This is a genomic window from Streptococcus infantis (assembly GCF_047464615.1).
GTDB lineage: Bacteria > Bacillota > Bacilli > Lactobacillales > Streptococcaceae > Streptococcus > Streptococcus infantis_Y.
The window spans coordinates 1-25,539 of record NZ_JASHBO010000018.1 but is presented as its reverse complement, the minus strand read 5'-3'; the positions used below and the strand labels follow the sequence as shown (position 1 = coordinate 25,539).

The following is a 25,539-nucleotide window of genomic DNA, read 5'->3' as shown; positions in this document are numbered from 1 at the left end:
ACTCACCTGAGTACAATCCTATTGAGAAAACATGGGCTCATATCAAAAAGCACCTCAAAAAGGTATTACCAAGTTGCAATACTTTTTACGAGGCTCTTTTGTCCTGTTCTTGTTTCAATTGACTATAAAAGGAGATTCTATTAATGAATAATGTAAAAAAAGTTTGTCGTTTAGCTTTACTATGTCTGTCTGTTTCTACTCTAGTTGCTTGTAGTTCTCTGTCTGAAAAAACAAGTAATTCATCTAGTGATAGTAAAACGGAAAGTTCTGGGAAAAAAGGATTTTTAGATAAAGCAAAAGATAAATTAGGTTCTAGTGACTTTAATCCACAAGATGTCAGTGATGAGACAATTGAATCTATCAAAACTTATGAAGATTATTTGACTATGTATGAGAAAATTGTTAATAATTACTATACCGAAGCAGATGAAGCCTTTAAGGGAACTGTTTTAGAAGATAGTGCTTCTATCCAAGAATTAAAAGATAGTACTAAAAAAGAAATGGAAGAACAGAAAAAACAATATGGTCCATTGAAGAAAGCACCTATTCAAGGAAAAGAGGAAATAATTAAGTTTTTAAAGGAATATCGTGATTCTCTACACGATCAAGTAGAACAATGGAAAGCTAGTCTTTAATAAGAAGAATGGAGTTCGGGATGGTCTATCAATTGTTACCTCATGAATACATGGTTATGAATAGTGATCATGTGAGTTTTGGGAAAAATGGTTTGTCTACAGATGAATTAATTTTAACAAATCTACACTTGATACATATTAAAAAAGGTATTTTTGGAGGAAAAAAAGATCAAACTACTATACCAATTAACCAAATTAAGGTTTTTGAGGGGAAACCACAAGTTTCAGTTACGAAATCCAATGGTATGAAACGATTAGAAATCTATTATAATGGTGGACAAGTTATCTTCTCATTCTCTAATACTAAGGATACTGAAAAGTGGGCAACGAATATTATTAAATTAATCTCTGGTGATACAAGCAACTTTGCAACCTTGGGTGATAATAGCTTATTTGGTGTAGAAATTTTGGCAGAGACTCTAAAAGATACGTTTGACACTTTCAAAGTAGGGCTTGGCATTAAGGATGCAGAACCAGAGAAACTATCTACTAAATGCAGTTTTTGTGGAGCTCCTCTGTCTGGAACCGTAAAACAAACTGTCAAATGTAGTTTTTGTGATATGGAACAGACCTTGTAGGAGATGAAATATGGGAATAATTAAAGCATTTACAGATTCAATTAGTGGTACTTTTGCAGATCAATGGAAGGAGATTATTACAGTTCAGGCTTTTGATGAACATACAGCTGTAAGCCCGGGTGTTCTTCAAGTCAGTAATAATGGTAGAGGAGTTAATAGTCAGGGGTCTATAGGTGTCATTTCAAATGGGTCTAAGATATTTATTCCTGAAAATACTGCTGCTTTTATTTTTAGTCAGTCTGGAATAGAAGAAATTATCACTGAACCAGGTGGATATGAATATCAAAATGGGGAGAGTAGTGTTTTTAATGGTGATGGGCTAAAAAAATCACTGTTTGATAATGTTGTTAATCGTGTTGGATTTGGCGGACAAAGTGATCAGCAAAAACAGATTTGTTTTGTCAATTTGAGAGAAATTCGCGATATTAGGTTTGGTACTCGTGGTCCGGTTATGTATAACGACTTGTTTTATGGAACAGACTTAGAAGTACGCGCTTTTGGAACTTTTTCTATTCAAATTACGGACGCTATCAAGTTTGTAAAAAATTTCCTTCCTGCAAATGTGACCTACTATAGCTTTGATAGTACTCAAGCAAGGGCTCAGATAGTCACGGAATTTCTTCAATCCTTTACCGTTGCCCTTAATTCGTTATCAACAACTTATCGTATCTCACAACTACCATCACAAGCATCAGTACTTGCAAAACAAGTATCGAATGATGAACAGTATGCTGGTACTTGGAAAGATCGTTTTGGGTTTGAGATTATAAAAGTTGCGATTGCTAATATAGAATTCTCACCAGAATCTAAGGAATTAGTTAAGAACTTTTCATCAAATAAGATGAATTTAAAGGCTTTTGATGATGTATCGCAGAAAGCTTCTAATATTGCTGCACAACAAAAAGTCGCATCAGGAATCGAACAACATGGGCTAGGAGATGGTGCGGGGATGATTTTTGGTATGAATATGGCACAACAGTTAGATGAAAAAGCAACTAAACCAAGTTTATCTTTTGATGAGCAAATCGAAGTTCTAACTAAACTCAAATCACTTTTAGATGCAGATATATTATCTCAGGAAGAGTTTGATCGAAAGAAAAAAGAAATTATGGACTTATAAGATTGACGAGATGCTACGCAATCTGGATAAGAACTAAGAAGAAAGAGGGGCAACCCTCTTTTTTGTGGCTATAAGTCGGTCATTGTCTATTCAGATTATATGAGCAGAAATCAAGAAAATAAATCTTGAAAATATCATTTATTCTATAAATATGATAAGATAAAGCTTGATATGAATGAAAATTGGAGATAGAGATGGCTAAAGAAGATGTGGCGATGCAAGTGTTGCAACAGGTAGTAAAACTTCCTGTCGTCAAAGTGAACCGGTCAAAATTTTTAATGGATAAATTCTCTAAGAAAGTGGCTTCAAAGGATATTCCTAGATTATTGGAAGAAGGGCCGACAGCTTTATTATCTCAGGAAACCTTAGATCGAGTGGCTAATGCCTGTATTAAAGATAATGTTTTACTGGCAAGTGGGACCTCTGTTTTGGCAGGTTTGCCTGGAGGTATTGCCATGGCGGTTACAATTCCGACAGATGTAGCCCAGTTTTACGCATTTTCATTAAAACTAGCCCAGGAGCTAGGCTATATTTACGGCTATGATGATCTTTGGGCTTCGCGAAATGAGCTGAGCGAAGAAGCTAAAAATACCCTCTTGCTCTATCTGGGAGTGATGTTGGGAGTAAATGGTGCGGGCGCTCTACTTCGTTCTGGTGGTGTTACAGTTGCTAAGCAAGTGATGAAAATTGTGAACAAAAAGGCTTTGACAAAGACTCTTTGGTATCCAATTTTGGAAAAAGTTCTGAAAATCTTTGGAGTGAATCTGACCAAGGGAGGATTGGCTAAGGGGATGGGGAAAGTTATTCCTATTTTAGGTGGAGTCATATCAGGAGGCTTAACTTTTGCGACCATGAAACCCATGGGAGAAAGATTGCAAAAAGAATTGTCCAAATTGATTAACTACGATGAAGCACAATATCAAAGAGATGTTGCTACTATCCAAAAAGAGGTTGAAATCATCGAAGGAGAATGACATGGGGATCATAACAGTACTGGCCAAAACCTACGGTAATTATCTTCTTACAAGGCAAGCTTTAAAAGTTGCAGAAACCATAAAAAAAGATGAAAACACAGTAGTTAGTTTGGCGAAATTACTTCTCGTAGATAAGCTTATGGATACAGCTACTTGGTTGATGAAGCCGGAGGATAAAGAATGAAATCTTTTTGGAGGTTCTTTACTCTTCTTTTTATAACACCAATTGTTGGTCTGATAAAAATACTCTGGTTCCTAATCTCTTTCGCCTTCCAATTACTGTTCTATAAGATTCTTTTCAAAATCATAGACTGGTTTTTCAAACTTCTTTAATGATAATACTAAAGATACATTAAGACTTTGGGATATTTACTAGGAAGAATCTATATATTTAGAAATAATGAAGTGATACGAAATAAACTAGCAAGTCTTCTACTGCTAGTTTTTTAATCTTTGCCCTTGTGGTATAATAAAAAAGAAAAAACTGTTAGAGAATATGATGGAGGTTATGATGGACAATATCATTGATGTATCTATTCCTGTTGCAGAAGTGGTGGACAAGCATCCAGAAGTTTTGGATATCCTAGTAGAACTTGGTTTTAAACCTCTTGCAAATCCCTTGATGCGAAATACAGTCGGACGAAAAGTATCGCTCAAACAGGGGTCTAAGCTGGAGGGAACTCCTATGGACAAGATTGTACGCACACTGGAAGCAAATGGTTACGAAGTGATTGGATTAGACTAATGGCAGATGAACGAATTCATGTCCTACGGGATATTTTATTAGAATTGCATAATGGAGCCTCCCCTGAATCCGTTCAGGAACGCTTTGATGAAACCTTTACAGGTGTATCAGCTATCGAGATTTCTCTCATGGAGCACGAGTTGATGAACTCTGACTCAGGTGTGACCTTTGAAGATGTCATGGAGCTTTGTGATGTCCATGCCAATCTCTTTAAAAATGCTGTTAGGGGTGTTGAAGTTGAAGATACCGACCATCCAGGTCATCCTGTCCGTGTTTTTAAGGATGAAAATCTAGCCCTCCGTGCTGCCTTGATTCGTGTTCGTAGACTGTTAGACACGTATGAGTCTATGGAGGATGAGGAAATGCTTGCGGAGATGCGTAAGGGTTTGGTTCGCCAGATGGGACTTGTAGGTCAGTTTGACCGTCACTACCAGCGCAAGGAAGAACTCTTCTTTCCTATCATGGAACGTTATGGACATGATTCGCCACCAAAAGTCATGTGGGGAGTGGATGACCAAATCAGGGAACTCTTTCAAAAAGCCTTGACGACAGCCAAGTCCCTACCAGAAGTGTCTATTAGCACTGTAAAGGCAGATTTTGAAGCTTTTGCGACAGAATTTGAGAGTATGATTTTTAAGGAAGAATCCATCCTCCTCATGATTCTACTCGAATCCTTTACCCAGGATGACTGGATTCAGATTGCCGAGGAAAGTGATGCTTATGGCTATGCCATTATCCGTCCGTCTGAGAAATGGGTTCCTGAACGTAAAAGCTTTGTTGAGAAGAAAAGTGTAGAAGAGCCAAGTCAGCCAGAAACTGTAGAAGACCAAGTTCAGAAGGTTATCGACACGCCAGAAGGTCAGTTTACTATCACCTTCACACCTAAGGAAAAGGAAGCGGTAGTAGATCGCCATAGTCAACAGGCTTTTGGTAATGGCTATCTGTCAGTCGAGCAGGCTAATCTTATTCTCAACCATCTGCCAATGGAAATTACCTTTGTTAATAAGGATGATATTTTCCAGTATTACAATGACAATACGCCAGCAGATGAAATGATTTTCAAGCGGACACCTTCTCAAGTAGGGCGAAATGTTGAGCTTTGTCACCCACCCAAGTACCTTGATAAGGTAAAGACCATTATGAAAGTTCTTCGTGACGGGGTCAAGGACAAGTACGAGATGTGGTTCAAGTCCGAGTCACGAGGTAAGTTTGTCCATATCACCTATGCTGCAGTACACGATGAAAATGGAGAATTTCAAGGTGTATTGGAGTATGTTCAGGATATCCAGCCTTACCGTGAGATTGATACAGACTATTTCCGTGGATTAGAATAAGGAGAAACAATGAGTTACGAACAAGAATTTATGAAAGAATTTGAAGCTTGGGTTAATACCCAAATCATGATTAACGATATGGCGCTCAAGGAAAGCCAAAAGGTCTATGAAGAAGATCAAGATGAGCGTGCTAAAGATGCCATGATTCGCTATGAAAGTCGCTTGGATGCCTACCAGTTCTTGCTAGGCAAATTTGAAAATTTCAAGGCAGGCAAGGATTTCCATGATTTGCCGGAAGGTTTATTTGGTGAGAGACATTATTAAGAGCTATAAAAAAGTGTGGTCTATAAACCGCACTTTTTACATATGATGGGTATGCTTGGTAATCCATTGTTCTGTTTTTATTTTTAACCAAAATGAATAGATTCCAAGAGTGATAATCGTCAGTAAGAACCATTTGATCCAATTTCCAAATAACTGGGCGCCAGTTCCATCAAAATATAAACGTTGACCATCGATGACAGTATGTCGGACTTTCCAATCTTGCACAAAACAAACGGCCCAAGGTGTGGCAATTCCTAGAGTTAAGGCAATGATGAAAAAAGCGACAATCGAGTGCCCGATAAAGCTGAGTAATCCACCGTCAAAATAACTTTCTTTGTTCATATAGAGTCTCCTTAGAATTTTATGGATAAGTAAATCGTTATTTTGTGGTATTGTAGCATAGGAGGAGATAGGAGTCAATATTTCTTGAAATAAGGCACTATAGTTCAAACGAAAATAGCATTCACGATTTGTCCTACTTATCTTTTTGTGTTACAATGTTAGCATGAAAACGAAAAATATCATTAAAACAGGTTTGGCATTAGTAGGCCTCGGAGCACTTGCTTTCGGAGCTAAGAAAGTAGCCGATGACCACAAACTCATGAAAACGCAGGAAGAGTTGACCGCTATTGTGCGTGACTCCTTTTCAGAGATGGGTGAAATTGCGACACTCTATGTCCAAGTCTACGAAAGTAGCTTAGAGCGTCTCGTTGGTGGTGTCATTTTTGAGGATGGTCGTCACTATACCTTTGTCTATGAAGATGAAGATCTTATCTATGAGGAGGAAGTCTTATGATAATTCCTCATAGTTTGGAAGAACTAGCAAATCTAGTAGAGCAGGATGGCAAGAAGGTCTTCCTTTTTGTTGCGGATTGGTGTGGTGATTGTCGTTATATCTACCCTTCTTTGCCAGAGATTGAAGAGTCAAATCCAGAGTTTACCTTTATACGAGTAGACCGTGATGAGTACATGGACTTAGCCAAACTTTGGGATGTTTACGGGATTCCAAGTCTTGTTGTCTTAGATAAGGACAAGGAGATTGGACGCTTTGTCAATCGTGATCGTAAAACCAAGGCACAAATTAACGACTTTTTAGCAGGATTAAAATAGGAGAAAAGAAAGAATGATTTTTACATATAACAAAGAACATGTTGGTGATGTCCTTATGGTCATCGTGAAAAACAGTGGCGATGCCAAACTAGATGTTGAACGTAAAGGCAATGTGGCGCGTGTTTTCCTAAAGGAAACAGGTGAAACTGTTGCTTGGAATATTTTTGAAGTTTCTAGCTTATTCGAAATTGAGGAACGTGGTCAAGTATTCTTGACAGACGACCAAGTAGCTTGTTTGAACCAAGAATTGCAAGCTCAAGATTTTACCGAAGAGATTATCAATGACAAGGAACCGAAATTTGTCGTTGGTGAAATTGTAGAGATGGTGGCACATCCAGATAGTGATCACTTGAACATCTGTCAAGTTGCTGTTGGAAATGATAAGACAGTGCAAATCGTGGCAGGTGCTCCAAATGCGCGTCTTGGTTTGAAAACCATTGTAGCTCTTCCGGGAGCTATGATGCCAAAAGGCAATCTCATTTTCCCAGGGGAACTTCGTGGTGAAAAGAGTTTTGGGATGATGTGCAGTCCTCGTGAACTTGCCTTGCCAAATGCTCCACAAAAACGTGGTGTCATTGAATTGTCAGAAGACCAAGTTGTTGGAACTCCATTCGATCCGTCTAAACACTGGACAGCTTAAATTTGTTAAGTTAGATAGGAGAAAGTAAGATGGCAAAAAATGTAGTGATTACAGGTGCAACATCAGGCATCGGTGAAGCAATTGCGCGTGCCTATCTAGAAAAAGGTGAGAATATCGTTCTCACGGGGCGTCGAAGAGAAAGACTTGAAGCTCTCAAAACTGAGTTCGCAGAAGCCTTTCCAAATCAAAAAGTTTGGACCTTTCCCCTTGATGTGACCGATATGACAATGGTTAAAACTGTTTGTTCAGAAATTCTTGAAGCAGTAGGTTCAATTGATATTTTAGTTAATAACGCTGGACTGGCTCTTGGTTTAGCTCCCTATCAGGACTATGAAGAGTTGGATATGCTGACCATGCTGGATACCAATGTCAAGGGCTTGATGGCAGTCACTCGTTGTCTCTTGCCTTCTATGGTGACTGCAAATCAAGGCCATATCATTAATATGGGTTCAACCGCAGGTATTTACGCTTACGCTGGTGCAGCAGTCTATTCAGCAACCAAGGCTGCAGTCAAAACCTTTTCAGATGGACTACGGATTGATACCATCGCAACGGATATCAAGGTGACAACTATTCAGCCTGGTATTGTAGAGACTGACTTTTCTAAGGTCCGTTTCCATGGAGATGAGGCACGGGCTGCAACGGTCTATCAGGGACTCGAAGCTTTGCAGGCACAAGATATCGCAGATGCTGTGGTTTATGTGACCAGCCAACCTCGTCGTGTGCAAATCACAGATATGACCATCATGGCCAATCAACAAGCAACTGGATTTATGATTCACAGAGATTAACATTATTTAAAAAAGTTACAAATTTTGTAACTTTTTTTGATTTCCTTCGAATAGATAAGTAGGAGGATGAAAAAATGTTTAATAAAATTATTCTTATTGGAAGAATCGTGGCAACACCAGAATTGCACAAAACCAACAATGACAAGTCCGTTGCACGAGCAACTATCGCAGTGAATCGTCGTTACAAAGACCAAAACGGGGAACGTGAAGCAGACTTCATCAATATTGTAGTCTGGGGCAAACTTGCTGAAACTTTGGCGAGTTATGGAAGCAAAGGCAGTCTCATTTCTGTGGATGGGGAACTACGTACCCGTCGCTTCGAGAAAAATGGACAGACCAACTATGTAACAGAAGTTCTCTGTACGGGCTTCCAACTCTTAGAAAGTCGCGCCCAACGTGCTATGCGTGAAAATAATGCTGGACAAGACTTAGCAGATTTGGTCTTGGAAGAAGAGGAACTTCCATTCTAAAATGACAAGAGTTTGAGAATTTTCTCCAACTCTTTTTGTGCTATAAATCAGACTTTTTTCTTGACTATTTTTGACCAAGTGATACAATAGAACTATGGTTTAGCACTCATGTATAAAGAGTGCTAACAATATGATTATGTTATGGAGGAAAACAAATGTTGAAACCATTAGGAGACCGTGTGGTCTTAAAAATTGAAGAAAAAGAACAAACTGTCGGAGGCTTTGTCCTAGCAGGAACATCTCAAGAAAAAACAAAAACAGCTACTGTAGTGGCTACTGGACAAGGTGTTCGTACCTTGAGCGGTGAGTTAGTCGCTCCAAGTGTAAAAGTTGGAGATCAGGTTTTAGTGGAAGCTCATGCAGGTATTGATGTCAAAGATGGTGATGAAAAGTATATCATCGTAGGTGAAGCAAATATCTTGGCAATCGTGGAATAATAGAAGGAGAAAGTAAGTATGGCAAAAGACATTAAATTTTCATCTGATGCACGTTCAGCTATGGTTCGTGGTGTTGATATCCTAGCTGATACTGTTAAAGTAACCTTGGGGCCTAAAGGTCGTAACGTTGTGCTTGAAAAATCATTTGGTTCTCCATTGATCACCAACGACGGTGTAACAATCGCCAAAGAAATCGAGTTAGAAGACCATTTTGAAAATATGGGTGCCAAATTGGTGTCAGAAGTGGCTTCTAAAACCAATGATATCGCTGGTGACGGGACAACTACTGCAACAGTATTGACTCAGGCCATTGTTCGTGAAGGGATCAAAAACGTTACGGCTGGCGCAAACCCAATCGGTATCCGTCGTGGGATTGAAGCAGCAGTTGCAACTGCTGTAGAAGCCTTGAAGAACAATGCTATTCCTGTCGCCAACAAAGAAGCTATCGCGCAGGTTGCTGCTGTCTCATCTCGTTCTGAAAAAGTTGGTGAGTACATCTCTGAAGCCATGGAAAAAGTTGGCAAGGATGGAGTCATCACCATTGAAGAATCACGTGGGATGGAAACAGAGCTTGAAGTTGTAGAAGGAATGCAATTTGACCGTGGTTATCTATCACAGTACATGGTCACTGACAATGAAAAAATGGTTGCAGACCTTGAAAATCCATACATTTTGATTACAGATAAGAAGATTTCAAATATCCAAGAAATCTTGCCACTTCTAGAAAGCATTCTTCAAAGCAGTCGTCCACTTTTGATTATTGCAGACGATGTTGACGGTGAAGCTCTTCCAACTCTTGTTTTGAACAAAATTCGTGGAACCTTCAACGTCGTTGCTGTTAAGGCGCCTGGATTTGGTGATCGTCGTAAGGCTATGCTGGAAGATATTGCCATTTTGACAGGCGGAACTGTTATCACAGAAGATCTTGGTCTTGAATTGAAAGATGCTACCATTGAAGCACTTGGTCAAGCAGCTAAAGTGTCTGTTGATAAAGATAGTACAGTCATTGTAGAAGGTGCAGGTAATCCTGAAGCAATTGCTAACCGTGTTGCTGTCATCAAATCACAAATTGAAACAACAACTTCAGAATTTGACCGTGAAAAACTCCAAGAACGCTTGGCTAAGTTGTCAGGTGGGGTAGCAGTTATCAAGGTTGGTGCTGCAACAGAAACAGAATTGAAAGAAATGAAACTCCGCATCGAAGACGCTCTCAATGCGACTCGCGCAGCTGTTGAAGAAGGTATCGTTGCAGGTGGTGGTACTGCCCTTGTTAATGTTATCTCTGCTGTTGCGACCTTGGAGTTAGAAGGTGATGAAGCAACAGGACGTAACATTGTTCTTCGTGCCTTGGAAGAACCTGTACGCCAAATCGCTTATAATGCAGGTTATGAAGGTTCAATTGTTATTGATCGTTTGAAAAATGCAGAGCTTGGAACAGGTTTCAATGCTGCAACAGGTGAGTGGGTCAATATGATTGAAGCAGGAATCATCGATCCTGTTAAAGTAAGTCGTTCAGCCCTTCAAAACGCTGCTTCAGTAGCAAGTCTCATCTTGACAACAGAAGCAGTTGTAGCTAACAAACCAGAACCCGCTGCACCAGCGCCAGCTATGGATCCATCTATGATGGGTGGCTACTAAGAAATTAAAAAGAGACTGGGACAAAATAGTTCTCGACCACAAAAAAAGCTAGAGATTTCCAATTTCGGAACTCTAGCTTTTTAATTTTGATTCGTTCTCTTATTGTATTTTAGGAGGTTATTGGCCATAAATACCAATCCCATGTCAATTCTTACTTGACGCTTCCCTCTCAGATTACATCTCTTGTAACCCAAACAAGTCTTTATCTGCCCAAAGACAGGTTCCACATCAATCTTGCGTTGAGCGAAAATCTGTCTACCTTCAGGAGATAAAAGCGCTTGACATTCTTTAGCTTTCAAGTTTTGATAGCGTTCATTAATATACAGTCCCTTTTGAGGGGCTGATCCAGGTTCATCAGCATAGTAAACCTTTATTTCCTGTTGAAAGTCTGTCTGTGTCTTCTGATGTTTGATATGGTGAAAACGATAACACCAGCCATCAGGATGTGTGTAGCTATCCTCCTTGTCATCATAGTGCCAATTCGCTAAGTTTTTAGCTGACTGTTTATACCCTCTCTTTTGTTCCTTATCAAACATGGCATATTTAATCAGATGGTTTACCCGCTTTTCATCTAAACGAAGGAGATTCTCTTCACTTCCATATCCAGCGTCTGCGACAACTGTCTTTACATCATGCGGATAGGTTTCAAGTAAGGGTAGAAGAGTCTTGGTGTCTGTCGGATTTGAGAAGACATCATAGTGAAGAACAAATTGGTTTTCAGTAGCGATTTGAAGATTATAAGCAGCTTTGAGTTGCCCATTTTTCATATGGTCTTCCTTCATCCGCATAAAAGTGGCGTCTGTATCTGTTTTGGAAAAGCTGTTACGCCCTTCAAAAGTTTCTTGATAGTTCTCATATTTTTCAGCACGTACTGAAAAATCCTCCTTGACTTTACGCAAGACTTTCTTGAGTTTACGACGTTGGGTTTTACGTTCGTCCTTTCCTTTAACAGGTGTCTCCTCAATGTCCTGGTTCAGTTTTTCCAATTCTTCTTCAAGGATTTGAGCGAATGCAAGCAACTGCTCTGAGGAGATAGGCTCTTGTGTATCCAGTTCGATAGCTTGATGAATAAGGGGAGTGATTTCTTCTTGAAAATAGACCTGTATCTGTTCTTGAAGTTTGGCGGAGAATTTCTCTGTCGCTTTTTTCCACACGAAACTATACTTGTTGGCATTGGCTTCAATCTTAGTTCCGTCAATAAACAAACAATCTAAGGTTACTAACTCTTCCATTTTTAAACGAAGATTGAGGTCGATGAAAAGAGCACGAATGAGTTCTTCCATCCCTTCAGCTACACGAAAACGATTGATAGTGCGATAGCTAACAACCAACTGTCCTGTTAGGTACTGCATAGCCAGATTTTCAATCATCATTTTTTCAATTTTTCGACCAGAGAAAATCCCTTGTGAATAGGCAAATAGAAGAGCAGATACAAGCATTTTAGGGTGATAAGACGGGCGACCAAAGGCATGATAGAAGGCGTGGAAGTGACTATCCTCCAAGGTATTCACCACTTTTTCAATAGTAAAGACGAGATGATCTTGTGGTAAGAAAGAACTGATTTCTAGTGGTAAAGTTGTTTGATTTGTGTTATAGTGAATATGCATGGGATAGCCTTTCTAAATGGTTTATTAAGCAATTCTATTTTACCAAGACTATCGCAACCATGCAAAAAAGCAACGGCAAATCCGTTGCTTTTTTTGGAGACAAGAGACTATTGTCCCAGACTCTTCTTTTGAATTACTCAAAAAGAGGAAGCTCAGCCTCCTCTTTTTACATTTATTTAATTATGGTTTGATAACTTCAGCTCCACCCATGTATGGACGAAGAACTTCTGGAATGGTCACAGAACCATCTTCGTTTTGATAGTTTTCAAGGATAGCAGCGACTGTACGTCCAACAGCAAGTCCAGAACCATTCAAAGTATGAAGAAGTTTAACCTTACCATCGGCTTCATCACGGTAACGGATTTGGGCACGACGAGCTTGGAAATCTTCTGTATTTGAACAGCTTGAGATTTCACGATATGTGTTTTGCGCAGGGATCCATACTTCCAAGTCATAAGTCTTAGCAGCTGAGAAGCCCATGTCTCCTGTAGAAAGAGCAACTACGCGATATGGAAGGTTGAGTTTTTGAAGGATGTTTTCAGCGTTGGCTGTCATCTTTTCTAGTTCTTCGTATGACTCTTCAGGTTTGGCAAATTTCACCATTTCTACCTTGTGGAATTGGTGTAAACGAATCAAACCACGAGTATCACGACCAGCTGAACCAGCTTCAGAACGGAATGATGGGCTCATAGCAGTAAAGTAGATTGGCAAGTCTTTTCCATCAAGAATTTCATCACGGTAGTAGTTGGTCAGAGGAACTTCAGCTGTAGGAATGAGGACGTAGTTCGTATCTTTCAATTCAAATGTATCTTCTTTGAATTTTGGATATTGTCCTGTACCGAACATAGAATCATGGTTAACCATGTAAGGTGTGATGACTTCAGTGTAACCTTCTTTTCCATGCTCATCCAACATGAAGTTGTAGATAGCACGTTCCAAACGAGCCCCAAGTCCTTTATAGAAGAGGAAGCGCGCTCCAGTTACCTTCCCACCACGTTCCCAGTCAAGAATACCAAGATCTTCACCTAGATCCCAGTGAGCTTTTGGTTCAAAGTCGAACTCGCGAGGAGTTCCCCAACGGCGAACTTCTACATTATCATCTTCGTCTGCACCGATAGGCACGCTATCAGCTGGGATATTTGGAAGTGTAGTAGTAAATTCAGTCAATTTCGCATCGATTTCAGCCAATTCTGCATCAAGAGCTTTTACCTCGGCAGAAAGGGTTTGCATAGCTGCAATCTTGTCGTCTGCATTTTCCTTGTTACGTTTAGCTTGGGCAATCTCAGCAGAAACTGTGTTACGTTCAGCCTTGAGGGTTTCAACCTTAACCAAGATGTCACGTCGTTTGGCATCGATTTCTTTCATCTCGTTCAAGATAGCAGCATCTACACCACGTGTAGCTAGTTTTTCTGCGACAGCATCAAAGTCTGTACGAATACGTTTGATATCTAACATATAAACTCCTTTATGAAAAAAGCACACCTGACAAAGCGTTGGAGTGGCAGGGCCACGGTTCCATCCAACTTCACAGGTGTGCACTTGATTCTGTATTTGATTTAAAACAACGGTAGAATTTCAATTAAATCTTCTATCTGCTCGCAGCACCCGCAGACTTTCTGAAAGGAGGAAGTAACCTACTTATCCGTTTCTATGATTATACTAAACTTTCTATTTTTTTGCAAATAGATTTTTAATTTTTCGACCAATGATTTGGACTAAGGTAGGAAGTTTGACTACCTTGTCATTTCCCAGTTTTTCACGAGCTATTTTAAGAATTTTTCCAGAGTCTTTTGAGGCAAAGAGGAATTTTCCTTGATCTGTAAAGATTTCAAAATGACGACTAACCTTGCGGCCTGAAACATTGGCTCCGATTTGATTAATGCTGGACCAAGGGATTTGAATATAGTCCTCGACATTACGATCTGAGTAAAATTCTAGCGCATGATCTCCAACCAGAAATTTTCCAACCTTTCCTGTAATGGAGAGATAGGAAGTTCCAGTTGTTTGCAAGTCGACGACCTTGTTGAGGGATTGTGCCATGTTTAGTCTTCCTTATTTTCACCGAAAAATGCTTGGTAGAGAGCTTTAAGGGCGGCTTTTTCTTGGTCTTTATGGACAACAAACATGATAGAAACTTCACTAGAGCCTTGTGACATCATTTGGATGTTGATGTTGTTCTCAGATAAGGCACGAGTGGCTGTAGCAGTTACCCCGATATGACGCTTCATTTTTTCCCCAACAATCATAATGATAGAGAGGTCGTGTTCGATTTCAGCGTGGTCTACCTCTGCTTTTTGGACTAATTGACGAAGGATTTCTTCTTCTTTGATAGGAGTTAATTCTCGTGAACGTAAAATGATAGATAGGTCATCGATACCAGTTGGCATATGTTCCCAACCAATATTCAGGTCTTCTAGAATTTGAAGCACTTTACGACCAAAACCAACTTCGCGGTTCATCAGGTACTTAGACATATTAATGCTGACAAAGCCAGAATCCCCAGCAATCCCCACTACTGGGAATTTATCACTGCTATGTTTGAGAACAATTCGGGTACCTGGATGGTCAGGATTGTTAGTATTTTTGATAACGAGAGGAATTTTACCACGGTAGGCAGGAAGAAGGGCTTCGTCATGAAGGACAGAGAAACCTGCATAAGCCAATTCACGCATTTCACGGTAGGTCAATTCAGGGATAGAGTGTGGTTTATGGATAATACCAGGATGGGCAGCAAAAATTCCGTCAACATCAGTGAAGTTTTCATAAAGGTCAGCCTTAACACCTGCAGCGATGATTGAACCAGTGATATCGGATCCCCCACGTGAGAAGGTACAAATCTGATCTTCTTTCGTAACACCGAAGAAACCAGGGATAACAAGAACTTCAGTTGAATTTGTCAATTCTTCGATTTTATCATAACTTGATGGGATGATTCGCGCATTTCCAGGTTCGCTCGTAACGACGATACCAGCTTCTCTAGGATGGACATAACGCGCCTCCAAGCCATTTTGGTTAAAGTAGGCTGCAATCAATTTTGCATTGTTATTTTCTCCAGCTGCTAGAAAGGTATCGTAAAGAAACTTATTATCTTCAATTGGAAGAGTAGCTAGAGAGCGAATGCTTTTTGAAATTTTGTCTAAAACGGCTGGTTTAAGACCTAATTCGCTAACCATAGCAGCATAGCGATCAATAATCCAGTTTTGGCTTTTGCTAATGTCATTTCCAGCTACATAGTCGCGGTAGTATTTAATCAAGGCATCTGTAACCTTAGTATCTTCAGAATTGCGTTTACCAGGGGCAGATACAACCACAAAACGACGTTCTGGGTCACTTTTGACAATATTTAAAACTTTTTCTAATTGGCTAGCAGAGGCAAGCGAGCTTCCACCAAATTTAACAACCTTCATAAGAACTCCTAAAGTAAGTATTTTATACGATTATAGCAGAAAGAGGGGCTTTTTTCAATCTGGAAAATTTCCTATATAATTGTTTGAATGTCTCATCAGAAAAGCTTATAATAAAGGTGTAGGAGGAAAGACTCTTCTAATGAAAGGAGTTGGGGGAAGATGATTAAAAGAGTAGTTTGTTTAATCTTACTAGTCCTTACCTTCGTGATGATTCCTACAAATATCGGAGCAAGTTCTCAACCTCTTCCCAGTGGTCGTTTGACCGGAGAAGAATTAGCGATAGAATATGCTCAGGAAGGTCAGATATCAGTTGAGAGGGCTAAAATTATCTTATCTATCGGCTTGTCAGATAGTAAGGCAAGGACCTATCGAATTCTCTCTGAAAAGATTATTGTCAATCCTAACTATGAAGTTAGAATCAAGTTTTATTGTCGAACAGATGAAAGTGGACAATTTAGAGGAATCACGAAACTCTTAGCCATAAGTCTGGTTAACAAGGACGGGGATAAGGAAACTCCTTTTACAGGGAATCTTTTTGCCTACCTAGAAGATCCAAATCGTGTTTTTTACATGATTTCAGGAGAATTCTACCATAAAGGATTCAACAAAGAACAGCTCTATCAGAGAGAAGGAGGGCGGATGCTTGAAGTCATTTATGATTTCATGGATGATACAAGTACTGGTTTTCCTGTATTTTTTGAGACCAAACTAAGGTTTTAAAATCGGCCGAGACACTTTCGGTCGATTTTTCTCTTGTTTAAAAAGCCGGAAAAAGATATAATTTGAAAATAAAATAATTTAAATATCGTTGTAGTGTAAAAGGAGTGGCCATGAATCATATTATCTATCAAGTTCAAGACGATCTAGCGATGCTTACTCTGAATCGTCCCGAGGTAGCAAATGGTTTTCATATTCCTATGTGTCAGGAAATTTTAGAAGCCTTAGAATTAGCTGAAAAAGATAGTGCTGTTTCCTATATTCTCATCAATGCTACCGACAAAGTCTTCTCTGTTGGGGGCGATCTAGTAGAAATGAAACGTGCTGTAGATGAGGATGATATTGCCTCCCTCACCCAAATCGCGGAGTTGGTAAATACGATTTCCTATAAGATTAAACAAATTCCTAAACCAGTCATTATGGAGGTGGATGGAGCAGTTGCTGGGGCGGCGGCTAATATGGCTTTGGCAGTTGATTTCTGTATTGCTTCTGACAAGGCTAAATTCATTCAGGCCTTTGTAGGTGTGGGATTGGCTCCAGACGCGGGAGGTTTATTCTTGCTGACACGATCACTTGGTGCGATTCGGGCAACGCAATTAGCTATGACTGGCGAAGCTTTCACAGCAGAAAAAGCACTTGAAGCTGGAGCTGTCTATCGTCTGTGTGCTAGTGATCAACTGGAAAAGACAAGAGAACAATTGTTGAAGAAGTTGAGAAGAGGTTCTTCTAACTCCTATGCCGCTGTTAAGAAGTTAGTCTGGGAGAGCGAGTTTAAGCAGTGGCATGAGTACGCACAGCTAGAATTGGAATTGCAAAAATCCCTATCTTATACGGAGGATTTCAAAGAAGGTGTTCGTGCACATTCTGAAAGAAGACGTCCAAAATTTTTGGGGAAATAATAAAATACTTGCGCAATTCTTTGAAGTTTGATATACTTTTTTTGTCAAATGTTTTGATAGTTAAACTTTTTTGATGAGGGAGGGAAGAAAATTGGACTACCAACGGATCAATGACTATTTAACATCTATTTTTAATAACGTCCTGGTGATTGAGGAAGTGAGTTTGAGAGGTAGTCGTTTCAAGGATATCTCCATCAAGGAAATGCACACGATTGATGTGATTGGCAAGTTTCCAGATGTGACTCCAAGTCAAGTGTCCAAAGAGTTGATGGTAACTCTAGGAACCGTGACAACTAGCTTAAACAACTTGGAACGAAAAGGTTATATCGAGCGCTTGCGATCAGATCAGGATCGTCGTGTAGTACATCTGCATTTGACAAAGAAAGGTCGCTTGGTACATCGGCTCCATAGACGTTTTCACAAGGCCATGGTCGAAAGGATCATCGAAGGCATGAGCCCAGAGGAAATGGATGTCATGAGTAAAGGTTTGACCAATCTTTATCAATTTTTGGAGGATTTGAAATAATGGCTTTTGCGAAAATAAGCCAGGTTGCTCATTATGTTCCAGAGCAGATTGTCACAAATGGAGATTTGGCTCAGGTTATGGATACGAGTGATGAATGGATTTCAAGTCGAACTGGGATTAAGGAACGTCGCATTTCTAAGACAGAATCAACTGGAGATTTGGCAACGGCAGTTGCAAAACAACTTCTAGAGAAGTCAGGGATTTCTGCTGAAGAGTTGGATTTCATCATCCTAGCTACGATGACACCTGACTCAATGATGCCTTCTACTGCAGCACGTGTACAGGCTCGTATAGGTGCTCGTAAGGCCTTTGCATTTGATCTAACCGCCGCTTGTAGTGGTTTCACCTTTGCCCTTTCAACTGCAGAGAAGTTTATCTCTTCAGGAGCTTATCGTAAGGGTCTAGTTATCGGTAGTGAAACTATGTCCAAAACCTTGGACTGGACAGATCGTTCAACAGCTGTCCTATTTGGAGATGGAGCTGGTGGCGTCTTGTTAGAAGCAAGCGATAAGCAACATTTCCTAGCGGAGAGTCTCAATAGCGATGGTTCACGTAGTGAGTGCTTGACCTATGGGCAGACAGGCTTGACGTCACCATTTTCAGTTCAAGAAAATCCGGATGCTTTCTTGAGAATGGACGGCCGAGCAGTTTTTGATTTTGCGATTCGAGATGTTGCTAAGTCTATAAAAAATACCATAGAAGAGAGTTCTCTGTCGGCAGAAGAACTAGATTATCTCCTGCTTCACCAAGCTAATATCCGCATTCTAGATAAAATGGCTAGAAAGATCGGTGTAGATCGTGATAAGCTTCCCGCAAATATGACCAAGTATGGCAATACTAGTGCGGCAAGTATTCCGATTTTGCTTTCAGAGTGTGTAGAAGAAGGCTTAATCCGTTTGGATGGTAGCCAAAAAATACTCTTGTCAGGCTTCGGTGGAGGTTTGACATGGGGCACGCTTGTTGTTACAATTTAGGTAATGATGTGGTAAACACATTTTTATAAAAACTATTTATTTTAAAGGAGTCTATCATGGCAGTATTTGAAAAAGTACAAGAAATTATCGTTGAAGAACTTGGAAAAGACGCGTCAGAAGTAACACTTGAATCTACTTTTGATGATTTGGAAGCAGATTCATTAGACTTGTTCCAAGTAATCTCAGAAATCGAAGATGCTTTTGATATCCAAATCGAAGCAGAAGACAACTTAAAAACAGTTGGTGACTTGGTTGCTTACGTTGAAGAGCAAACAAAATAATTAAAATAAATGAAGAAGGAGTAGGGGGAACCCGCTCCCTCTTGTTTAGGTAATAGTTTGACTGTCAAATTATAATGTAGTCGAACTATTACGTAAGCAAGGCATATGGAGGCACTATGAAAACACGTATTACAGAATTATTGAATATTAAATATCCTATCTTCCAAGGTGGAATGGCCTGGGTTGCAGATGGTGACCTTGCTGGAGCTGTTTCAAAAGCAGGTGGTCTAGGTATCATCGGTGGAGGAAATGCTCCTAAAGAAGTGGTTAAGGCTAATATCGATAAGATTAAATCTTTAACAGATAAGCCTTTTGGTGTCAACATTATGCTTCTGTCTCCATTTGTTGATGATATTGTTGACCTCGTCATTGAAGAAGGGGTTAAGGTAGTCACAACTGGCGCAGGAAACCCAAGTAAATACATGGAGCGATTCCATGAAGCGGGAATTACCGTTATTCCTGTAGTTCCAAGTGTTGCTTTGGCTAAACGCATGGAAAAAATCGGCGCAGACGCTGTTATTGCAGAAGGTATGGAAGCAGGTGGACACATTGGTAAACTAACAACTATGACCTTGGTTCGTCAAGTTGCAGCTGCTGTTTCTATTCCTGTTATCGCTGCTGGTGGTATTGCAGACGGTGAAGGAGCTGCTGCTGGCTTTATGCTTGGTGCAGAGGCTGTGCAAGTAGGAACTCGTTTTGTAGTTGCTAAAGAATCAAATGCCCATCCAAACTATAAAGCTAAAATTTTAAAAGCTCGTGATATTGATACAACGATTTCGGCACAACATTTTGGACACGCAGTTCGTGCCATTAAAAACAAATTGACTCGTGATTTCGAGCAAGCTGAAAAAGATGCCTTTAAACAAGAAAATCCAGATTTAGAAATTTTTGAGCAGATGGGCGCAGGAGCCTTAGCTAAAGCAGTTGTCCATGGGGATGTGGATGGCGGTTCAGTGATGGCCGGCCAGATTGCAGGTTTGGTATCTAAAGAAGAAACTGTTGAAGAAATCTTAAAAGATATTTACTACGGTGCAGCTGAAAAGATTCAAGCAGAAGCTGCTCGTTGGGCAGGAGTTACAAGAAATGACTAAAACAGCCTTTCTATTTGCAGGTCAAGGAGCCCAGTACCTTGGAATGGGACGTGAGCTATACGACCAATATGCTATCGTCAAGGAAACAATCGATCAAGCTAGCCAAGTCTTAGGTTATGACCTTCGTGACTTGATTGATAACGATGAAACGAAGCTACATCAGACTCGTTACACGCAACCAGCTATTTTAGCTACATCCGTTGCTATTTACCGACTACTAAAGGAAAAAGGTTACCAGCCTGATATGGTGGCAGGTTTGTCTCTTGGAGAATACTCTGCCCTTGTAGCTAGTGGTGCCTTGAATTTCAAAGATGCAGTGGCTCTAGTTGCTAAACGTGGGTCTTATATGGAAGAAGCAGCACCAGCAGGATCAGGGAAAATGGTAGCTGTGCTAAATACACCAGTTGAAGTTATCGAAAAAGCTTGTCAAGAAGCTTCTCAACTTGGTGTTGTAACTCCAGCTAACTACAATACGCCGAGTCAAATTGTTATTGGTGGGGAGGTAGCTGCAGTAGATCGTGCAGTTGAACTCTTGCAAGAAGCGGGAGCAAAACGCTTAATTCCGCTAAATGTTTCTGGACCTTTCCATACAGCTTTATTGGAACCTGCTAGTCAAAAATTAGCTCAAGCCCTTACAGAAGTTGAATTTTCCGACTTTGCTTGTCCACTTGTTGGTAATACAGAAGCGAAGGTCATGGAAAAAGAACGAATTGCAGAACTCTTAACTCGTCAAGTTAAGGAACCGGTGTGTTTTTATGAAAGTATTGCTCTTATGCAAGAAGCGGGTGTCACTCGTTTTATCGAGATTGGACCTGGTAAAGTTTTGTCAGGATTTGTCAAAAAGATTGATAAAACAGCTCAACTTTCTAATGTGGAAGATCAAGCAAGCTTACAAGCACTCTTAGAAAATTAGACCAAAATGGTAGAAGTTCTGAAAGGAGAAACATGAAACTAGAAAATAAAAATGTCTTTATTACAGGCTCAAGTCGAGGAATTGGTCTTGCCATTGCTCATAAATTTGCCAGCTTGGGAGCCAATGTTGTCTTGAATAGTCGTGGTGAAATCTCCGAGGAGCTTCTTGCTGAATTTAAACCATACGGGGTGAAGGTCCTTGCTATTTCTGGTGACGTTTCTGATTTTGCGGACGCAAAACGTATGGTAGACCAAGCCATTGAAGAGCTGGGTTCAGTTGATGTCCTAGTGAATAATGCTGGGATTACTCAAGATACTCTCCTGCTTAAGATGACAGAAGAAGATTTTGAGAAGGTTTTAAAAGTCAATTTGACAGGTGCCTTCAATATGACACAATCAGTCTTGAAACCGATGATAAAAGCTCGCGAAGGTGCTATCATCAATATGTCTAGTGTTGTTGGTCTGATGGGAAATATCGGTCAAGCCAACTACGCTGCTTCCAAGGCTGGTTTGATTGGTTTTACTAAGTCTGTAGCGCGTGAGGTTGCTAATCGTAATGTGAGAGTAAATGCTATTGCGCCAGGGATGATTGAATCGGATATGACCGCAGTTCTATCTGATAAGGTCAAAGATGCCATGTTGGCACAAATTCCGATGAAACAGTTTGGACAAGCAGAGCAGGTTGCTGATGTGACAGCCTTTCTGGCTACCCAAGATTATCTAACAGGACAAGTAATTGCAATTGATGGTGGACTAACCATGCAATAAGAGTTAAAATAGAGGTAGAAGAATGAAACTGAATCGAGTAGTAGTGACAGGTTATGGAGTGACATCTCCAATCGGAAATACACCAGAAGAATTTTGGAATAGTTTGACAATTGGAAAAATCGGAATTGGTGAAATCACCAAGTTTGATCATAGTGAATTTGCGGTGCATAATGCGGCAGAAATCCAGGATTTTCCTTTTGACAAATATTTTGTAAAAAAAGATATCAACCGTTTTGATGCTTATTCTTTATATGCACTATATGCAGCACAAGAAGCAGTGAACAATGCTAATCTTGATGTAGAGACTCTTGATAGAGACCGCTTTGGTGTCATCGTTGCTTCAGGTATCGGTGGAATCAAGGAAATCGAAAATCAAGTGCTTCGACTTCATGATAAGGGACCAAAACGTGTAAAACCATTGACACTTCCAAAAGCTTTACCAAATATGGCATCAGGAAATGTTGCTATGCGTTTTGGAGCAAACGGTGTTTGTAAATCTATCAATACTGCTTGTGCTTCTTCAAATGATGCAATTGGGGATGCCTTTCGTTCCATCAAGTTTGGTTACCAAGATGTTATGCTAGTTGGTGGTTCTGAGGCTTCTATCACTCCATTTGCCATTGCAGGTTTCCAAGCCTTGACAGCTCTTTCAACAACAGAGGATCCAAGTCGTGCCTCTATTCCATTTGACAAAGACCGTAATGGATTTGTCATGGGTGAAGGATCAGGTATGTTGGTTCTTGAAAGTCTAGAGCATGCTGAAAAACGCGGTGCAACTATCCTAGCTGAAGTTGTTGGTTACGGAAATACTTGTGATGCCTACCATATGACTTCACCACATCCAGAAGGTCAAGGAGCTATTAAGGCCATCAAATTAGCCTTGGAAGAAGCTGAGATTACACCAGACCAAGTAGCCTATGTCAATGCTCATGGAACCTCGACTCCTGCCAATGAAAAAGGAGAAAGTGGTGCCATTGTATCTGTTCTAGGTAAGGATGTTCCAGTTTCTTCAACCAAATCCTTCACAGGTCATTTGCTGGGAGCAGCAGGGGCTGTTGAAGCCATTGCTACTATTGAAGCTATTCGTCATAGCTATGTTCCAATGACAGCCGGAACGAAAGAATTATCAGACTATATCGAAGCGAACGTTATCTATAGACAGGGATTGGAGTGTGAAATTCCATATGCTATCTCAAATACCTTTGGATTTGGTGGGCATAATGCAGTCCTTGTTTTCAAACGTTGGGAGAATAAGTAAAGATGAATTTAAATGAAATCAAAGACTTGATGGCACAATTTGACCAGTCAAGCTTGAAAGAATTTTCTTATAAGAATGGAACGGATGAGTTGGTCTTCAGTAAGAATGAAGCGAAACTTGTTGCAGAAGCAAGTCAAGCACCTCAAGCTCAAACTACACCAGCTGTAGAAGTAGTTTCAGAATCAAGTGCTAGTGAATCTGTAGCTGAGGAGGACCTTGTAGAAAGTCCACTTGTCGGAGTTGCTTACTTGGCTGCCGGACCAGACAAATCTAATTTTGTTTCAGTCGGTGATACTGTTAAAAAAGGCCAAACCTTGGTCATCATCGAAGCCATGAAGATCATGAATGAAATTCCAGCACCTAAAGATGGTGTTGTAACAGAAATTCTAGTTGAAAATGAAGAAATGGTTGAGTTTGGGAAAGGCTTGGTACGTATCAAATGATTGATATTCAAGGAATTAAAGAAGCTTTGCCACACCGTTATCCCATGCTCTTGGTGGATCGTGTCTTGGAAGTTAGCGAAGATACCATTGTTGCCATTAAAAATGTGACGATTAACGAACCTTTCTTCAATGGTCATTTTCCTCAATACCCAGTTATGCCTGGAGTCCTCATTATGGAAGCCTTGGCTCAGACAGCAGGTGTTTTGGAATTATCAAAGCCTGAGAACAAAGGGAAGCTGGTCTTCTACGCTGGTATGGACAAGGTTAAGTTTAAGAAACAAGTTGTTCCTGGTGATCAGCTTGTCATGACAGCAACTTTTGTCAAACGTCGTGGCACAATCGCCGTAGTAGAAGCGAAGGCAGAAGTAGATGGTAAGCTTGCAGCAAGCGGTACTCTGACCTTTGCTATTGGAAACTAGGGAGGTTTTCCATGTTTCGTAAGATTTTAATTGCCAATCGTGGTGAAATTGCTGTTCGTATTATTCGTGCGGCACGAGAATTAGGAATTGCAACAGTCGCTGTCTATTCGACTGCTGACAAGGAAGCTCTCCACACGCTTTTGGCTGATGAGGCTATCTGTATCGGCCCTGGGAAGGCTACAGAATCTTATCTGAACATCAATGCCATCCTATCAGCTGCGGTCTTGACTGAAGCTGAAGCTATTCACCCTGGATTTGGTTTTTTAAGTGAAAATTCCAAGTTTGCAACCATGTGTGAAGAAGTTGGGATCAAATTTATCGGACCATCAGCTCGTGTCATGGATATCATGGGAGATAAAATTAACGCCCGTGCTCAAATGATTAAGGCAAACGTACCTGTCATTCCAGGATCAGATGGAGAAGTCCATACAGCAGAAGAGACCCTCTCTATTGCCGAAAAAATTGGTTATCCAGTTATGCTGAAAGCTTCAGCTGGAGGTGGTGGAAAAGGGATTCGTAAGGTTGAAAAAGCAGAAGATCTCGTGTCAGCCTTTGAAACAGCCTCTAGTGAAGCCAAAGCCAACTTTGGTAATGGAGCTATGTACCTTGAGCGTGTGATCTATCCTGCTCGCCATATTGAAGTACAGATTCTTGCCGATCAAATGGGACATGTTATTCACCTAGGTGAGCGAGATTGTTCTCTCCAACGGAATAACCAAAAGGTTTTAGAAGAAAGTCCTTCGATTGCTATTGGAAAAACCCTTCGTAATGAAATTGGTGCAGCTGCAGTTCGTGCAGCGGAGTCTGTAGGCTATGAAAATGCTGGTACCATTGAATTCCTACTAGATGAAGCAAGCGGCAAATTCTACTTTATGGAGATGAATACGCGTATCCAAGTAGAACATCCAGTAACCGAATTTGTTTCAGGTGTGGATATTGTTAAGGAACAAATCCGTATCGCAGCAGGTCAACCTTTGACCTTGAAGCAAGAAGATATTGTTCTAAAAGGACATGCTATTGAGTGCCGTATCAATGCGGAAAACCCAGCATTTAATTTTGCACCAAGTCCAGGTAAGATTACCAATCTGTATCTACCAAGCGGTGGTGTGGGCTTGCGTGTGGATTCAGCAGTCTATCCTGGTTATACCATTCCACCATACTATGATAGTATGATTGCTAAGATTATTGTTCATGGTGAAAATCGTTTTGATGCACTCATGAAAATGCAACGAGCTCTGTATGAACTCGAAATTGAAGGAGTCGTCACCAATGCTGATTTCCAACTTGATCTGATTTCAGATCGTCGCGTGATAGCAGGGGACTATGATACTTCATTCTTGATGGAAACTTTCTTACCACACTATCAAGAAAAAGAATAATAGACTTCCTGCGAAATAAAAATATGATACAATAAAACTATGAATTATGAATCAAGTAAACTATTAACTGATGCACGCTTTAAGCGCCTTGTTGGTGTTCAGCGCACTACTTTTGAAGAGAT

At 40.2% G+C, this 25,539-nt stretch carries 33 protein-coding genes and 2 pseudogenes; 30 read left to right on the top strand and 5 right to left on the bottom strand.

Translation table 11 applies throughout. From position 1 onward, the window contains the following. From QM450_RS09590 to QM450_RS09550, 9 genes and pseudogenes are all read left to right on the top strand, one after another. Positions 1–122: pseudogene (locus QM450_RS09590) on the top strand (IS630 family transposase); the annotation flags it as partial. 21 nt (positions 123–143) lie between these two features. Further along, positions 144–635, top strand: a complete 492-nt coding sequence (locus QM450_RS09585) for a hypothetical protein (protein ID WP_414320438.1) — start codon at positions 144–146, stop codon at positions 633–635. Between the two features lie 20 nt (positions 636–655). Then, positions 656–1,213 (top strand): hypothetical protein, encoded by a 558-nt coding sequence (locus QM450_RS09580; protein WP_414320437.1) that lies wholly within the window; start codon positions 656–658, stop codon positions 1,211–1,213. A 10-nt stretch (positions 1,214–1,223) separates the two neighbouring features. After that, positions 1,224–2,333 (top strand): SPFH domain-containing protein, encoded by a 1,110-nt coding sequence (locus QM450_RS09575; protein WP_414320436.1) that lies wholly within the window; start codon positions 1,224–1,226, stop codon positions 2,331–2,333. A gap of 194 nt (positions 2,334–2,527) precedes the next feature. Next, on the top strand, positions 2,528–3,307 hold the full coding sequence (locus QM450_RS09570; protein ID WP_414320435.1) for a hypothetical protein: 780 nt from the start codon (positions 2,528–2,530) through the stop codon (positions 3,305–3,307). A 1-nt stretch (position 3,308) separates the two neighbouring features. Next, positions 3,309–3,491: a hypothetical protein gene (locus QM450_RS09565; RefSeq protein ID WP_414320434.1), complete on the top strand. Its 183-nt coding sequence runs from the start codon at positions 3,309–3,311 to the stop codon at positions 3,489–3,491. Positions 3,492–3,818: 327 nt separating this feature from the next. Further along, positions 3,819–4,052, top strand: a complete 234-nt coding sequence (locus QM450_RS09560) for a DUF1858 domain-containing protein (protein WP_000368732.1) — start codon at positions 3,819–3,821, stop codon at positions 4,050–4,052. After that, the gene (locus QM450_RS09555) at positions 4,052–5,386 is read left to right on the top strand and encodes a DUF438 domain-containing protein (protein ID WP_414320433.1); all 1,335 of its coding nucleotides are present in this window, start codon (positions 4,052–4,054) and stop codon (positions 5,384–5,386) included. Before QM450_RS09560 ends, QM450_RS09555 begins: the two co-directional genes overlap by 1 nt. A 9-nt stretch (positions 5,387–5,395) precedes the next feature. Next, complete coding sequence (locus QM450_RS09550) at positions 5,396–5,650, top strand: DUF1912 family protein (protein ID WP_049527031.1); 255 nt, start codon at positions 5,396–5,398, stop codon at positions 5,648–5,650. A gap of 36 nt (positions 5,651–5,686) precedes the next feature. On the opposite strand, the gene QM450_RS09545 is transcribed toward QM450_RS09550, so the two are convergent. Continuing rightward, entirely contained in the window at positions 5,687–5,992 is a 306-nt protein-coding gene (locus QM450_RS09545; RefSeq protein ID WP_414320432.1) for a DUF898 family protein, read from the bottom strand. 163 nt (positions 5,993–6,155) lie between these two features. On the opposite strand from QM450_RS09545, the gene QM450_RS09540 reads away from it, so the two are divergent. From QM450_RS09540 to groL, 7 genes are all read left to right on the top strand, one after another. Then, positions 6,156–6,446, top strand: coding sequence for a DUF4651 domain-containing protein (locus QM450_RS09540; RefSeq protein ID WP_000850670.1), 291 nt, complete (start codon positions 6,156–6,158; stop codon positions 6,444–6,446). Beyond that, entirely contained in the window at positions 6,443–6,760 is a 318-nt protein-coding gene (locus QM450_RS09535) for a thioredoxin family protein (protein ID WP_223140595.1), read from the top strand. The genes QM450_RS09540 and QM450_RS09535 overlap by 4 nt, the downstream gene beginning before the upstream one ends. Positions 6,761–6,773: 13 nt before the next feature. Then, complete coding sequence (ytpR, locus tag QM450_RS09530; protein ID WP_414320431.1) at positions 6,774–7,400, top strand: YtpR family tRNA-binding protein; 627 nt, start codon at positions 6,774–6,776, stop codon at positions 7,398–7,400. Positions 7,401–7,429: 29 nt separating this feature from the next. Then, entirely contained in the window at positions 7,430–8,191 is a 762-nt protein-coding gene (locus QM450_RS09525; RefSeq protein WP_414320430.1) for an SDR family NAD(P)-dependent oxidoreductase, read from the top strand. Between the two features lie 74 nt (positions 8,192–8,265). Beyond that, complete coding sequence (locus QM450_RS09520; RefSeq protein WP_049527040.1) at positions 8,266–8,661, top strand: single-stranded DNA-binding protein; 396 nt, start codon at positions 8,266–8,268, stop codon at positions 8,659–8,661. A gap of 155 nt (positions 8,662–8,816) precedes the next feature. Then, positions 8,817–9,098, top strand: coding sequence for a co-chaperone GroES (groES, locus tag QM450_RS09515; protein WP_414276285.1), 282 nt, complete (start codon positions 8,817–8,819; stop codon positions 9,096–9,098). 18 nt (positions 9,099–9,116) lie between these two features. After that, positions 9,117–10,736 (top strand): chaperonin GroEL, encoded by a 1,620-nt coding sequence (gene groL, locus QM450_RS09510; RefSeq protein ID WP_320692799.1) that lies wholly within the window; start codon positions 9,117–9,119, stop codon positions 10,734–10,736. Between the two features lie 80 nt (positions 10,737–10,816). Here the strand turns inward: groL and QM450_RS09505 are convergent, their stop codons facing one another. Next, a complete protein-coding gene (locus QM450_RS09505; protein ID WP_414320429.1) occupies positions 10,817–12,343 on the bottom strand; it encodes an IS1182 family transposase in 1,527 nt (508 codons plus the stop codon). Here QM450_RS09505 and QM450_RS09500 point away from each other — a divergent pair. After that, complete coding sequence (locus QM450_RS09500) at positions 12,304–12,534, top strand: hypothetical protein (protein ID WP_414320428.1); 231 nt, start codon at positions 12,304–12,306, stop codon at positions 12,532–12,534. The two genes, QM450_RS09505 and QM450_RS09500, sit on opposite strands and share 40 nt — an antisense overlap. On the opposite strand, the gene serS is transcribed toward QM450_RS09500, so the two are convergent. The 3 genes from serS to QM450_RS09485 form a co-directional block, all read right to left on the bottom strand. After that, positions 12,524–13,798, bottom strand: a complete 1,275-nt coding sequence (serS, locus tag QM450_RS09495; protein WP_000884217.1) for a serine--tRNA ligase — start codon at positions 13,796–13,798, stop codon at positions 12,524–12,526. The genes QM450_RS09500 and serS overlap by 11 nt on opposite strands. Before the next feature lie 213 nt (positions 13,799–14,011). Next, the gene (locus QM450_RS09490; protein WP_414320427.1) at positions 14,012–14,383 is read right to left on the bottom strand and encodes a DUF956 family protein; all 372 of its coding nucleotides are present in this window, start codon (positions 14,381–14,383) and stop codon (positions 14,012–14,014) included. A 2-nt stretch (positions 14,384–14,385) separates the two neighbouring features. Beyond that, a complete protein-coding gene (locus tag QM450_RS09485; RefSeq protein WP_414320426.1) occupies positions 14,386–15,750 on the bottom strand; it encodes an aspartate kinase in 1,365 nt (454 codons plus the stop codon). Between the two features lie 159 nt (positions 15,751–15,909). On the opposite strand from QM450_RS09485, the gene QM450_RS09480 reads away from it, so the two are divergent. From QM450_RS09480 to QM450_RS09420, 13 genes and pseudogenes are all read left to right on the top strand, one after another. Next, a complete protein-coding gene (locus tag QM450_RS09480) occupies positions 15,910–16,470 on the top strand; it encodes a hypothetical protein (RefSeq protein WP_414320425.1) in 561 nt (186 codons plus the stop codon). A gap of 110 nt (positions 16,471–16,580) precedes the next feature. Next, the gene (locus QM450_RS09475) at positions 16,581–17,366 is read left to right on the top strand and encodes an enoyl-CoA hydratase (protein WP_414320424.1); all 786 of its coding nucleotides are present in this window, start codon (positions 16,581–16,583) and stop codon (positions 17,364–17,366) included. Positions 17,367–17,457: 91 nt separating this feature from the next. Next, the gene (locus QM450_RS09470) at positions 17,458–17,892 is read left to right on the top strand and encodes a MarR family winged helix-turn-helix transcriptional regulator (protein WP_075232026.1); all 435 of its coding nucleotides are present in this window, start codon (positions 17,458–17,460) and stop codon (positions 17,890–17,892) included. Continuing rightward, positions 17,892–18,866: a beta-ketoacyl-ACP synthase III gene (locus QM450_RS09465; RefSeq protein WP_414320423.1), complete on the top strand. Its 975-nt coding sequence runs from the start codon at positions 17,892–17,894 to the stop codon at positions 18,864–18,866. The genes QM450_RS09470 and QM450_RS09465 overlap by 1 nt, the downstream gene beginning before the upstream one ends. A gap of 56 nt (positions 18,867–18,922) precedes the next feature. Next, positions 18,923–19,147, top strand: a complete 225-nt coding sequence (locus tag QM450_RS09460; protein WP_060955323.1) for an acyl carrier protein — start codon at positions 18,923–18,925, stop codon at positions 19,145–19,147. A 116-nt stretch (positions 19,148–19,263) separates the two neighbouring features. Next, positions 19,264–20,238 carry an enoyl-[acyl-carrier-protein] reductase FabK gene (gene fabK / locus QM450_RS09455; RefSeq protein WP_045763680.1) on the top strand — a complete coding sequence of 325 codons (975 nt, stop codon included), beginning with the start codon at positions 19,264–19,266 and terminating at the stop codon, positions 20,236–20,238. After that, the gene (fabD, locus tag QM450_RS09450) at positions 20,231–21,151 is read left to right on the top strand and encodes an ACP S-malonyltransferase (protein WP_414320422.1); all 921 of its coding nucleotides are present in this window, start codon (positions 20,231–20,233) and stop codon (positions 21,149–21,151) included. The genes fabK and fabD overlap by 8 nt, the downstream gene beginning before the upstream one ends. 32 nt (positions 21,152–21,183) lie before the next feature. Then, the gene (gene fabG / locus QM450_RS09445) at positions 21,184–21,918 is read left to right on the top strand and encodes a 3-oxoacyl-[acyl-carrier-protein] reductase (protein WP_414320421.1); all 735 of its coding nucleotides are present in this window, start codon (positions 21,184–21,186) and stop codon (positions 21,916–21,918) included. Positions 21,919–21,940: 22 nt separating this feature from the next. After that, on the top strand, positions 21,941–23,176 hold the full coding sequence (fabF, locus tag QM450_RS09440; protein ID WP_414320420.1) for a beta-ketoacyl-ACP synthase II: 1,236 nt from the start codon (positions 21,941–21,943) through the stop codon (positions 23,174–23,176). A 2-nt stretch (positions 23,177–23,178) separates the two neighbouring features. Continuing rightward, positions 23,179–23,619: an acetyl-CoA carboxylase biotin carboxyl carrier protein gene (gene accB, locus QM450_RS09435; RefSeq protein ID WP_414320419.1), complete on the top strand. Its 441-nt coding sequence runs from the start codon at positions 23,179–23,181 to the stop codon at positions 23,617–23,619. Next, on the top strand, positions 23,616–24,038 hold the full coding sequence (gene fabZ, locus QM450_RS09430; protein ID WP_000565515.1) for a 3-hydroxyacyl-ACP dehydratase FabZ: 423 nt from the start codon (positions 23,616–23,618) through the stop codon (positions 24,036–24,038). Before accB ends, fabZ begins: the two co-directional genes overlap by 4 nt. A gap of 11 nt (positions 24,039–24,049) precedes the next feature. Beyond that, positions 24,050–25,417 (top strand): acetyl-CoA carboxylase biotin carboxylase subunit, encoded by a 1,368-nt coding sequence (gene accC / locus QM450_RS09425; protein ID WP_414320418.1) that lies wholly within the window; start codon positions 24,050–24,052, stop codon positions 25,415–25,417. A 39-nt stretch (positions 25,418–25,456) separates the two neighbouring features. Further along, a pseudogene (locus tag QM450_RS09420) lies at positions 25,457–25,539 on the top strand (IS5/IS1182 family transposase); the annotation flags it as partial.

What these genes read in the sequence shown, in the direction of transcription:
- QM450_RS09585 (WP_414320438.1), top strand. Translation starts at nt 144, where the DNA reads ATGAATAATGTAAAAAAAGTTTGTCGTTTAGCTTTACTATGTCTGTCT.
- QM450_RS09580 (WP_414320437.1), top strand. Translation starts at nt 656, where the DNA reads ATGGTCTATCAATTGTTACCTCATGAATACATGGTTATGAATAGTGAT.
- QM450_RS09575 (WP_414320436.1), top strand. Translation starts at nt 1,224, where the DNA reads ATGGGAATAATTAAAGCATTTACAGATTCAATTAGTGGTACTTTTGCA.
- QM450_RS09570 (WP_414320435.1), top strand. Translation starts at nt 2,528, where the DNA reads ATGGCTAAAGAAGATGTGGCGATGCAAGTGTTGCAACAGGTAGTAAAA.
- QM450_RS09565 (WP_414320434.1), top strand. Translation starts at nt 3,309, where the DNA reads ATGGGGATCATAACAGTACTGGCCAAAACCTACGGTAATTATCTTCTT.
- QM450_RS09560 (WP_000368732.1), top strand. Translation starts at nt 3,819, where the DNA reads ATGGACAATATCATTGATGTATCTATTCCTGTTGCAGAAGTGGTGGAC.
- QM450_RS09555 (WP_414320433.1), top strand. Translation starts at nt 4,052, where the DNA reads ATGGCAGATGAACGAATTCATGTCCTACGGGATATTTTATTAGAATTG.
- QM450_RS09550 (WP_049527031.1), top strand. Translation starts at nt 5,396, where the DNA reads ATGAGTTACGAACAAGAATTTATGAAAGAATTTGAAGCTTGGGTTAAT.
- QM450_RS09545 (WP_414320432.1), bottom strand. Translation starts at nt 5,992, where the DNA reads ATGAACAAAGAAAGTTATTTTGACGGTGGATTACTCAGCTTTATCGGG.
- QM450_RS09540 (WP_000850670.1), top strand. Translation starts at nt 6,156, where the DNA reads ATGAAAACGAAAAATATCATTAAAACAGGTTTGGCATTAGTAGGCCTC.
- QM450_RS09535 (WP_223140595.1), top strand. Translation starts at nt 6,443, where the DNA reads ATGATAATTCCTCATAGTTTGGAAGAACTAGCAAATCTAGTAGAGCAG.
- ytpR (WP_414320431.1), top strand. Translation starts at nt 6,774, where the DNA reads ATGATTTTTACATATAACAAAGAACATGTTGGTGATGTCCTTATGGTC.
- QM450_RS09525 (WP_414320430.1), top strand. Translation starts at nt 7,430, where the DNA reads ATGGCAAAAAATGTAGTGATTACAGGTGCAACATCAGGCATCGGTGAA.
- QM450_RS09520 (WP_049527040.1), top strand. Translation starts at nt 8,266, where the DNA reads ATGTTTAATAAAATTATTCTTATTGGAAGAATCGTGGCAACACCAGAA.
- groES (WP_414276285.1), top strand. Translation starts at nt 8,817, where the DNA reads ATGTTGAAACCATTAGGAGACCGTGTGGTCTTAAAAATTGAAGAAAAA.
- groL (WP_320692799.1), top strand. Translation starts at nt 9,117, where the DNA reads ATGGCAAAAGACATTAAATTTTCATCTGATGCACGTTCAGCTATGGTT.
- QM450_RS09505 (WP_414320429.1), bottom strand. Translation starts at nt 12,343, where the DNA reads ATGCATATTCACTATAACACAAATCAAACAACTTTACCACTAGAAATC.
- serS (WP_000884217.1), bottom strand. Translation starts at nt 13,798, where the DNA reads ATGTTAGATATCAAACGTATTCGTACAGACTTTGATGCTGTCGCAGAA.
- QM450_RS09490 (WP_414320427.1), bottom strand. Translation starts at nt 14,383, where the DNA reads ATGGCACAATCCCTCAACAAGGTCGTCGACTTGCAAACAACTGGAACT.
- QM450_RS09485 (WP_414320426.1), bottom strand. Translation starts at nt 15,750, where the DNA reads ATGAAGGTTGTTAAATTTGGTGGAAGCTCGCTTGCCTCTGCTAGCCAA.
- QM450_RS09480 (WP_414320425.1), top strand. Translation starts at nt 15,910, where the DNA reads ATGATTAAAAGAGTAGTTTGTTTAATCTTACTAGTCCTTACCTTCGTG.
- QM450_RS09475 (WP_414320424.1), top strand. Translation starts at nt 16,581, where the DNA reads ATGAATCATATTATCTATCAAGTTCAAGACGATCTAGCGATGCTTACT.
- QM450_RS09465 (WP_414320423.1), top strand. Translation starts at nt 17,892, where the DNA reads ATGGCTTTTGCGAAAATAAGCCAGGTTGCTCATTATGTTCCAGAGCAG.
- QM450_RS09460 (WP_060955323.1), top strand. Translation starts at nt 18,923, where the DNA reads ATGGCAGTATTTGAAAAAGTACAAGAAATTATCGTTGAAGAACTTGGA.
- fabK (WP_045763680.1), top strand. Translation starts at nt 19,264, where the DNA reads ATGAAAACACGTATTACAGAATTATTGAATATTAAATATCCTATCTTC.
- fabD (WP_414320422.1), top strand. Translation starts at nt 20,231, where the DNA reads ATGACTAAAACAGCCTTTCTATTTGCAGGTCAAGGAGCCCAGTACCTT.
- fabG (WP_414320421.1), top strand. Translation starts at nt 21,184, where the DNA reads ATGAAACTAGAAAATAAAAATGTCTTTATTACAGGCTCAAGTCGAGGA.
- fabF (WP_414320420.1), top strand. Translation starts at nt 21,941, where the DNA reads ATGAAACTGAATCGAGTAGTAGTGACAGGTTATGGAGTGACATCTCCA.
- accB (WP_414320419.1), top strand. Translation starts at nt 23,179, where the DNA reads ATGAATTTAAATGAAATCAAAGACTTGATGGCACAATTTGACCAGTCA.
- fabZ (WP_000565515.1), top strand. Translation starts at nt 23,616, where the DNA reads ATGATTGATATTCAAGGAATTAAAGAAGCTTTGCCACACCGTTATCCC.
- accC (WP_414320418.1), top strand. Translation starts at nt 24,050, where the DNA reads ATGTTTCGTAAGATTTTAATTGCCAATCGTGGTGAAATTGCTGTTCGT.